The following is an 8,459-nucleotide window of genomic DNA, read 5'->3' as shown; positions in this document are numbered from 1 at the left end:
GCTTTGTCATGTCGTCCTTTCCTCGTCGATCGTGATTTTCCACCTATCGACCTGTCTGAGGAAATTGGACCACTACAGTTGGGGGAGAGGGCGTTGAGGGTCTGCTTGCCGACTGGTGGCAATTTGCACTGCCGGCCCTCACCCCCGGCCCCTCTCCCGCCGTGCGGGAGAGGGGAGAAAACATTGGGTCAAGTCCAGGTTCCACCTGCTTTCTTGCTCCCCTCTCCCGCCTGCGGGAGAGGGGTTGGGGATGAGGGCGTTGAGGGTCTGCTTGCCGACTAGTGGCAATTTGCACTGCTGGCCCTCACCCCCGGCCCCTCTCCCGCCGTGCGGGAGAGGGGAGAAAGCCAAGAGCTAAACGAAGCTATTGTTCCTCGAATGCCGCGGCTGCGCGGCCCAGGCGGTCGCGGACGCCGTCCCATTCGTGGGTTGCCGGGACTGGTTCGAAAACCAGCCGCTGGTAGCCTTCCTTGTCGAGCCGGCGCAGCAGACCGTAGAGCGCCTGGGCGTAGGCGTCCGGCGTGGCCGGGGCCTGGACGTACACGCAGCGTGGGTCCGCGCCGGCCGGTTTCTGGCCGACGTACGCGAGCCGGCCGCCTTCGGGCAGCGCTTCCAGGTAGGCTGGCAGCCCGTCGGCCGTGGCCAGCGTCAGGGTGGTGCGTGGCGCGTAGTGGGCCTTGAGCGTGCCCGAGGCGCGTGGCGCGGCGGCGTCGGGGGGCAGCGGCACCGTGCCGAGCACGTCGGCCATCATCTGGGCCGTGATCGCGCCGGGGCGCAGCAGCACCGGGCCGGCCGTGTCCAGCCGTGACAGGTCAACGATCGACGATTCGATGCCGACGTCGACGCCATCGCCTTCCAGCACATAGACATCGCCGCCAAATTCGTCGCGCACGTGTTCGGCCGTGGTCGGGCTGACCTGGCCGAACTTGTTGGCCGATGGCGCCGCGATGCCGCCGCGGCCGCGCTTGAAGCGGGCCAGCAGCGCCTGGGCCACCGGGTGCGAGGGGCAGCGCAGGCCGATGCTGTCCTGCCCGCCGGCCACGTCGGCCGGGATATGCGCGGCGCGCTTGAGGATGATCGTCAGCGGGCCGGGCCAGAAGGCGTCGATCAGCTTGCTGGCCGCCTCGGGCACCTCGTCGGTCCAGTAGCTGACGTCGCCGCCGTCCACCACGTGCACGATCACCGGATGGTTCGACGGCCGGCCCTTGGCGGCGAAGATGCGCGCCACGGCGGCCGGGTTCTCGGCGTCGGCGCCCAGGCCGTAGACCGTCTCGGTCGGAAAGGCCACGAGCTGGCCCGCTTCCAGGAGTCTGACCGCCTCGTCAAGCTCGGCGGCCGTGGGCATGCGTGCGGACATCGGCGGTCAGAGCGGGATATGCAGCGCCGTGGCCGCGGCGTCGAACGACGTGGACGCCGCCTCGGCATGCTCGCCCACGCAGTTCACGTGGCCCATCTTGCGCGACGGCCGCGCGTCGTTCTTGCCGTACAGGTGCAGCTTGGCGCCGGGCAGGCCCAGCACCTCGTCCCAGGCCGGCGTGCGCTCCAGCCCGAACTCGAACCAGCAGTCGCCCAGCAGGTTCAGCATCTTGCCGGCCGAATGCTGGCGCGTGCTGCCCAGCGGCAGCCGGGCCATCGCCCGCACCTGCTGCTCGAACTGGCTCGTCTCGCAGGCATCCATCGTGATATGGCCAGAATTGTGCGGGCGCGGCGCCATCTCGTTGGCCACCAGCGTGCCGTCGGTCAGCACGAAGAATTCGATGCAGAGCACGCCGACGTAGCCCATTTCCGACGCGATGGAAGCCGCCGCGGCGCGGGCGCGCGTGGCGATGTCGTCGGACACGCTCGTCGACGGCATCGTCGTCGAGAACAGGATGCCGTCGCGGTGCACGTTCTCGGCCAGCGGCCATGTGGCGGTGCTGCCGTCGGCGGCGCGGGCGGCCAGCACGGACACCTCGTAGGCCAGCGGCAGCATCTGCTCCAGCACGCAAGGCACGTGCTGCATCGCCTTCCAGGCGGCGCGCACGTCGTCGCGCGTCTTCACGCGCGCCTGGCCCTTGCCGTCGTAGCCCATGCGCGCGGTCTTGAGAATGCCCGGCAGCACGGTGTCGGGCACGTTGTCCACGTCGGCGTCGTGCTGGATCACCCAGTGCGGAGCCGGCGGCACGCCGGTGCGCTCGGCGCACGCCGCGAAGAACTTCTTCTCGCCGATGCGGTTCTGGGCAATCGACACGCAGTAGCCGCGCGGCGCCACGAACACGCCGGCCTGCTCCAGGCGGTCCAGCGAGATCGACGGCACGTTCTCGAACTCGGTGCTCACGGCCTGGCACAGCTTCGACAGCTCGGCCAGCGCGGCCTCGTCGGTGTAGCTGGCGCAGATGTGGCGGTCGGCCACGTTGCCGGCCGGGCTGTCCTGGTCGGGGTCGAGCACGCAGACGCGATAGCCCATCGACTGCGCCGCGTGCGTGAACATGCGGCCAAGCTGGCCGCCGCCGAGCATGCCAAGCCACGCGCCGGGCAGGATGGGCGCGCCAGGCGCGTCCACGCCGAATTCGGCGCGCGACTCCGGCGTGTGGGCTTCGGACAGGTAGGGATGGATATCGGTCGGCATGGCTCAGGCTTGGGTCACTACGGATTCTGGAACGGAGGGTGGCGTCACACCGGCAACTGCATCGCGCGCGCGGCCTCGGTCTGCTTGGCCCGGAACGCGTCCAGCGCGGCGGCCAGTGCGTCGTCGGTGGTGGCTAGCGTGGCAATGGCGTGCAGCGCCGCGTTGGCCGCGCCGGCCTCGCCGATCGCGAACGTCGCCACCGGCACGCCCTTGGGCATCTGCACGATCGACAGCAGCGAATCCTCGCCGCGCAGGTACTTGGACGGCACCGGCACGCCGAACACCGGCACGATCGTCTTGGCGGCGATCATGCCCGGCAGGTGCGCCGCGCCGCCGGCCCCGGCGATGATCGCGCGGATGCCACGGGCGCGCGCCGTCTCGGCGTAGCGGAACATGTCGTCGGCCATGCGGTGGGCCGACACCACCTGTGCCTCGAAGGGCACATTGAAATCCTTGAGCATGGCCACGGCGTGCTGCATCACGTCCCAGTCCGAGCTGCTGCCCATCACCACGCCCACCACGGGCTTTGCTGCTTGCGTCATCGTTCGCGCCCTTCGCCTTACTGCAGTTGCTCGCCGGTCAGGCGGGTCAGTGCTTCCTTGTACTTGTCCGCCGTCTTCTGCACCACGTCGTCGGGCAGTTGGGGGGCCGGGGCGGTCTTGGGCCACGGCTTGCCGTCGATGCGCACGGCCTCCAGCCAGTCGCGCACGAACTGCTTGTCGAACGACGGCGGGTTGGTGCCCACCTGGTACGAATCGGCCGGCCAGAAGCGCGACGAATCGGCGGTCAGCACCTCGTCCATCAGCGTCAGCGTGCCGTCGGCGTCCAGGCCGAACTCGAACTTGGTGTCGGCGATGATGATGCCGCGCGTGGCCGCGTATTCCGACGCTTCCTTGTACAGCCGGATCGAGATGTCGCGCATCTTTGCCGCCAGGTCCTTGCCGATGCGCTGCTCGACTTCCTCGAACGAGATGTTCTCGTCATGCTCGCCCATCTCGGCCTTGGCCGCCGGCGTGAAGATCGGCTCGGGCAGCTTCTGCGCGTTCTGCAGGCCGGCCGGCAGCGCGATGCCGCAGACCTTGCCGGTGGCCTGGTAGTCCTTCCAGCCGCTGCCGGCCAGGTAGCCGCGCACCACCGCTTCCACCAGGATCGGCTTCAGGCGCTTGACCACCACGGCGCGGCCCTGCACCTGCGCCACTTCCTCGGGCGCCACCACGCTCTCGGCGGTCACGCCGGTCTCGTGGTTCGGCACGATGTGGGCCAGCCGGCGGAACCAGAAGTTGGCCATCTGGTTCAGCACGCGACCCTTGGCCGGAATCGGCTCGCCCATGACCACGTCGAACGCCGACAGGCGATCGGTCGTCACGATCAGCAGCTTGTCCTCGCCAACGGCGTAGTTGTCGCGGACCTTGCCCTTGCCGAGCAGCGGCAGGGACTGGATGGAGGATTCGTAGAGGGCGTCAGGCATGGTTGGTAAGCGGGTGCGGCGGAAAACAGGCGGGGCTTCGCGCGCAAGCCGAAGCCCCATCAAACGGTAGCGCCCCGGGCGCCCCGCCCGTCATCGGGCGGCCACGCGGCGGGGCGGTGGGGACGGCAGGTTACTGCACGACCTGGGCGAGTTTGCCCGACTTGTACTGGCCGGCGATGTCGGTCAGCGACACGGCCTTGATCTTGCTGGCCTGATCTTCGCAGCCAAACGCCACGTAGCGGTCCTTGCAGACCAGCTTGGCGGCTTCGCGGGCCGGCTTCAGGTACTCGCGCGGATCGAACTTGCTCGGGTTCTCGGCAAAGAAGCGGCGGATCGCGCCGGTCATGGCCAGGCGGATGTCGGTGTCGATGTTGATCTTGCGCACGCCGTACTTGATCGCTTCCTGGATTTCCTCGACCGGCACGCCGTACGTTTCCTTCATGTCGCCGCCGAACTTGCGAATTTCCTCCAGCAGCTCCTGCGGCACCGACGACGAGCCGTGCATCACCAGGTGGGTGTTCGGGATGCGGGCGTGGATTTCCTTGATCCGGCTGATCGCCAGGATGTCGCCCGTGGGCTTGCGCGTGAACTTGTAGGCGCCGTGCGAGGTGCCGATGGCGATGGCCAGCGCGTCGAGCTGGGTGGCCTTGACGAAGTCGGCGGCCTGCTCCGGGTCCGTCAGCAGCATCGAGTGGTCGAGCTTGCCCTCGGCGCCGATGCCGTCTTCCTCGCCCGCCTCGCCGGTTTCCAGCGAGCCCAGGCAGCCCAGTTCGCCTTCCACGGTCACGCCCACGGCGTGGGCAAGCTGCACCACCTTGCGGGTCACGTCCACGTTGTACTCGTAGTCCGACGGGGTCTTGCCGTCTTCCTTGAGCGAGCCGTCCATCATCACCGACGAGAAGCCCAGGTCGATGGCGCCCTGGCAGATGGCCGGCGACTGGCCGTGATCCTGGTGCATCACCACGGGGATGTGCGGGTAGGCTTCCACGGCCGCTTCGATCAGGTGGCGCAGGAAATGCTCGCCAGCGTACTTGCGCGCCCCGGCGGAGGCCTGCATGATCACCGGCGCGTTCACCTCGTCGGCGGCCTGCATGATGGCCTGCACCTGCTCAAGGTTGTTCACGTTGAAGGCCGGCAGGCCGTAGCCGTTCTCGGCGGCGTGGTCCAGCAACTGGCGCATGGATACGAGTGGCATGTCTTGCTCCTGAATGAAAGGTTTGGGTATCTCGGTGTTCTTGTCGATGCTGCGCCGGGCAGGTTCGCGCATCCGTGGCGGGCCGTCGGTGCACCACGCCACATCGGACGTCATGGGCTACTTGAACTTGCTGCCGACCCGCACGATCTTCAGCGTGTTCGTGCCGCCGGCCTGGCCCATCGGCTCGCCAATCGTCAGCACGATGAAATCGCCGTGCTGGACGGCCCCCTGGGCCAGCAGCAGTTCCTCGGCCTGCTCCAGCGCCTCGTCGCGGTCCGTGCTCGACTGCAGCGGCAGCGGCACCACATTGCGGTACAGCTGCATCTTGCGCTGCGACGCCAGGTTGGGCGTCATGGCGTAGATCGGCACGTGAATCCGGTGGCGGCTCATCCACAGGGCCGTGGCGCCGGAATCGGTCAGCGCGGCAATCGCCTTCACGCCTAGATGATAGGCCGTGAACAGCGCCCCCATGGCGATCGACTGGTCGATGCGCGAGAAGGTCTGGTTAAGGAAATCCGTGTCGAGCTGCACCACCTCGGACTTCTCGGCCTCCAGGCAGATCGCGGCCATGGCCTCCACCGTTTCCACGGGATACCGGCCGGCGGCGGTCTCGGCCGACGTCATCACCGCGTCGGTGCCGTCCAGCACGGCGTTGGCCACGTCCGACACCTCGGCGCGCGTCGGCACCGGGTTGACGATCATGCTTTCCATCATCTGCGTGGCCGTGATCGTCAGCTTGTTGGCCTCGCGGGCCAGCCGGATCATGCGCTTCTGCAGCGCCGGCACGGCGGCGTTGCCCACCTCCACGGCCAGGTCGCCGCGCGCCACCATGATGCCGTCCGACGCCCCGAGGATTTCCTCCAGCACGCCGGGGCGGATGGCTTCGGCCCGCTCGATCTTGGCGATCATCCGCGCCTTGCGGTTATGGGGCTGGCCGGCCACGTTGGCAAGCTGGCGCGCCATTTCCATGTCGGTGGCGTTCTTCGGAAAGCTCACGGCCACGTAGTCGGCGCCCAGGGCCATGGCGGTCTTGATGTCCTCCATGTCCTTGGCGGTCAGCGCCGGCGCCGACAGCCCGCCGCCCTGGCGGTTGATGCCCTTGTTGTTCGACAGGTCGCCGCCCACGCGCACCGTGGTGAAGATCTCGCGGCCGATCACGCGGTCCACGACCAGCACGATCAGGCCGTCGTTGAGCAGCAGCACGTCGCCGGGGCCCACGTCGCGCGGCAGGTCCTTGTAGTCCAGCCCCACGCGCTCCTGGTTGCCCAGCTCGCAGGCCGAATCCAGCACGAACGGGTCGCCGGCCTTCAGCGTGACCTTGCCCTGCTCGAACTTGCCCACGCGGATCTTGGGGCCCTGCAGGTCGGCCATGATCGCCACTTCGCGGCCGCACGCGGCGGCGGCGTCGCGCACAAGCTGGGCGCGGTCGATATGGTCCTGCGCGGTGCCGTGCGAGAAATTCAGGCGCACCACGTCAACCCCGGCCGCGATCATGCGGGTCAGCATGTCCAGCGAGCTGGACGCGGGGCCAATCGTGGCGACGATCTTGGTGGAGCGGGTCATTCGGGCGTTTCCTGTTCGGGGGCTTCAGGGGACGACGGGTCGGGCGGACCGGCCGGCAAACCCGCCGGCCCGGTCCGGGGCGATCGGATCAGCCTGCGGCGCGCTGCTCCAGCACCTCGAAGGCGGGCAGCGTCTTGCCTTCCAGGAATTCCAGGAAGGCGCCGCCGCCGGTGGAGATGTAGCCGATGCGGTCCGCAATGCCGTACTTGGCGATGGCGGCCAGCGTGTCGCCGCCGCCGGCGATCGAGAACGCCTTCGACGACGCGATGGCCTCGGCCAGCACCTTGGTGCCATTGCCGAACTGGTCGAACTCGAACACGCCGACCGGGCCGTTCCAGACCACGGTGCCGGCGGCCTTGAGCTGCTCGGCCAGCATGGCGGCCGTCTTCGGGCCGATGTCCAGGATCATGTCGTCGTCGGCCACGTCCTTGACGTCCTTGACCGTGGCGGCGGCCGTGGCGCTGAATTCCTTGGCGCAGACCACGTCCACCGGGATCGGCACCGACGCGCCGCGCGCGGCCATGATGTCGATGATGGCGCGGGCGTCGCCCACCAGGTCGGCCTCGGCCAGCGACTTGCCGATCTTCAGGCCGGCGGCCAGCATGAACGTGTTGGCAATGCCGCCGCCCACCACGAGGTTGTCCACCTTGTCGGCCAGCGCCTTGAGGATCGTCAGCTTGGTCGACACCTTGGAGCCGGCCACGATGGCCACCAGCGGGCGGGCCGGCTGGCCCAGCGCGCGGCCCAGCGCGTCGATCTCGGCGGCCAGCAGCGGGCCGGCGCAGGCCACCGGGGCGAACTTGGCGATGCCGTGGGTGGTGGCTTCGGCGCGGTGGGCGGTGCCGAAGGCGTCGTTCACGTAGACGTCGCACAGCCTGGCCATCTTCTGCGCCAGTTCGTCGCTGTTCTTCTTCTCGCCCTTGTTGACGCGGCAGTTTTCCAGCAGCACCACCTGGCCGGGCGCCACTTCCACGCCGTCGACCCAGTTCTGCACCAGCTTCACGGGCTTGCCCAGCAGCTCGGACAGGCGCGTGGCGATGGGCGCCAGCGAATCCTCGGGCTTGAACTCGCCCTCGGTCGGGCGGCCCAGGTGTGACGTCACCATCACAGCCGCGCCGGCGTCCAGGCAGGCCTGGATGGCCGGCACCGAGGCGCGGATCCGCGTGTCTTCGGTGATGTTGCCGGCGTCGTCTTGGGGCACGTTCAGATCGGCGCGGATGAACACACGCTTGCCGGAGAGGTTGCCTTGGGAAATGAGATCGGAAAGACGCAGGACAGAGGTCATGGCGGTAAGCGCGGGGACGTGGACGGCATACATCCGTCCACAGAAGTCGGGGAAGCCGGCATTTTACCTGATCGTGGTGGCCAATTTGCGGCCATCCGGGCCCTGGGCGCGGCGCGGCAGGCCCCGGCGGCGCAGACCCCCCTGAAGTAGGGCGTGTTTCGCGACCCAGCGCACGGTCGCTTCGGTTAATGTACGGTTAATGTACTAAACGTATGCATTGTCAGACACTCGAACCACTTTTGATAATTTTGGTACATGATGTCGGCAGCCGGCCACAGATCGGCGCCCAACCATTCCCCGGACGTGCGCGACGGACACGCGGGAAGGATTGAAGTAGCTA

The 8,459-nt window shown here is 68.2% G+C and carries 7 protein-coding genes; all 7 read right to left on the bottom strand.

The genetic code is table 11. From position 1 onward, the window contains the following. Positions 1–364: 364 nt before the first annotated feature. Positions 365–1,357, bottom strand: a complete 993-nt coding sequence (locus QTN24_RS14050) for an L-threonylcarbamoyladenylate synthase (RefSeq protein ID WP_313837758.1) — start codon at positions 1,355–1,357, stop codon at positions 365–367. Positions 1,358–1,363: 6 nt separating this feature from the next. Then, positions 1,364–2,608: a 5-(carboxyamino)imidazole ribonucleotide synthase gene (locus tag QTN24_RS14045; RefSeq protein ID WP_124682353.1), complete on the bottom strand. Its 1,245-nt coding sequence runs from the start codon at positions 2,606–2,608 to the stop codon at positions 1,364–1,366. Between the two features lie 44 nt (positions 2,609–2,652). After that, positions 2,653–3,150, bottom strand: a complete 498-nt coding sequence (gene purE / locus QTN24_RS14040; RefSeq protein ID WP_313837757.1) for a 5-(carboxyamino)imidazole ribonucleotide mutase — start codon at positions 3,148–3,150, stop codon at positions 2,653–2,655. A 17-nt stretch (positions 3,151–3,167) separates the two neighbouring features. Beyond that, on the bottom strand, positions 3,168–4,076 hold the full coding sequence (locus tag QTN24_RS14035; protein ID WP_313837756.1) for a phosphoribosylaminoimidazolesuccinocarboxamide synthase: 909 nt from the start codon (positions 4,074–4,076) through the stop codon (positions 3,168–3,170). Positions 4,077–4,206: 130 nt separating this feature from the next. After that, the gene (gene fba / locus QTN24_RS14030) at positions 4,207–5,271 is read right to left on the bottom strand and encodes a class II fructose-bisphosphate aldolase (RefSeq protein ID WP_313837755.1); all 1,065 of its coding nucleotides are present in this window, start codon (positions 5,269–5,271) and stop codon (positions 4,207–4,209) included. Positions 5,272–5,388: 117 nt separating this feature from the next. Then, positions 5,389–6,834: a pyruvate kinase gene (gene pyk / locus QTN24_RS14025; protein WP_313837754.1), complete on the bottom strand. Its 1,446-nt coding sequence runs from the start codon at positions 6,832–6,834 to the stop codon at positions 5,389–5,391. Between the two features lie 88 nt (positions 6,835–6,922). Then, positions 6,923–8,119 (bottom strand): phosphoglycerate kinase, encoded by a 1,197-nt coding sequence (locus tag QTN24_RS14020; protein WP_313837753.1) that lies wholly within the window; start codon positions 8,117–8,119, stop codon positions 6,923–6,925. Positions 8,120–8,459 lie beyond the last annotated feature (340 nt).

Origin of the sequence: Cupriavidus sp. SZY C1, assembly GCF_032190535.1 — a bacterium.
Taxonomy (GTDB): Bacteria; Pseudomonadota; Gammaproteobacteria; order Burkholderiales; family Burkholderiaceae; genus Cupriavidus; species Cupriavidus pauculus_C.
Note: the sequence above shows the minus strand (reverse complement) of the source record. Positions and strands in the feature narration are given on the sequence as shown.

Excerpts from the sequence above, each read along its gene's own strand:
- QTN24_RS14035 (WP_313837756.1), bottom strand. The coding sequence starts at position 4,076 with ATGCCTGACGCCCTCTACGAATCCTCCATCCAGTCCCTGCCGCTGCTC.
- QTN24_RS14050 (WP_313837758.1), bottom strand. The coding sequence starts at position 1,357 with ATGTCCGCACGCATGCCCACGGCCGCCGAGCTTGACGAGGCGGTCAGA.
- fba (WP_313837755.1), bottom strand. The coding sequence starts at position 5,271 with ATGCCACTCGTATCCATGCGCCAGTTGCTGGACCACGCCGCCGAGAAC.
- QTN24_RS14045 (WP_124682353.1), bottom strand. The coding sequence starts at position 2,608 with ATGCCGACCGATATCCATCCCTACCTGTCCGAAGCCCACACGCCGGAG.
- pyk (WP_313837754.1), bottom strand. The coding sequence starts at position 6,834 with ATGACCCGCTCCACCAAGATCGTCGCCACGATTGGCCCCGCGTCCAGC.
- QTN24_RS14020 (WP_313837753.1), bottom strand. The coding sequence starts at position 8,119 with ATGACCTCTGTCCTGCGTCTTTCCGATCTCATTTCCCAAGGCAACCTC.
- purE (WP_313837757.1), bottom strand. The coding sequence starts at position 3,150 with ATGACGCAAGCAGCAAAGCCCGTGGTGGGCGTGGTGATGGGCAGCAGC.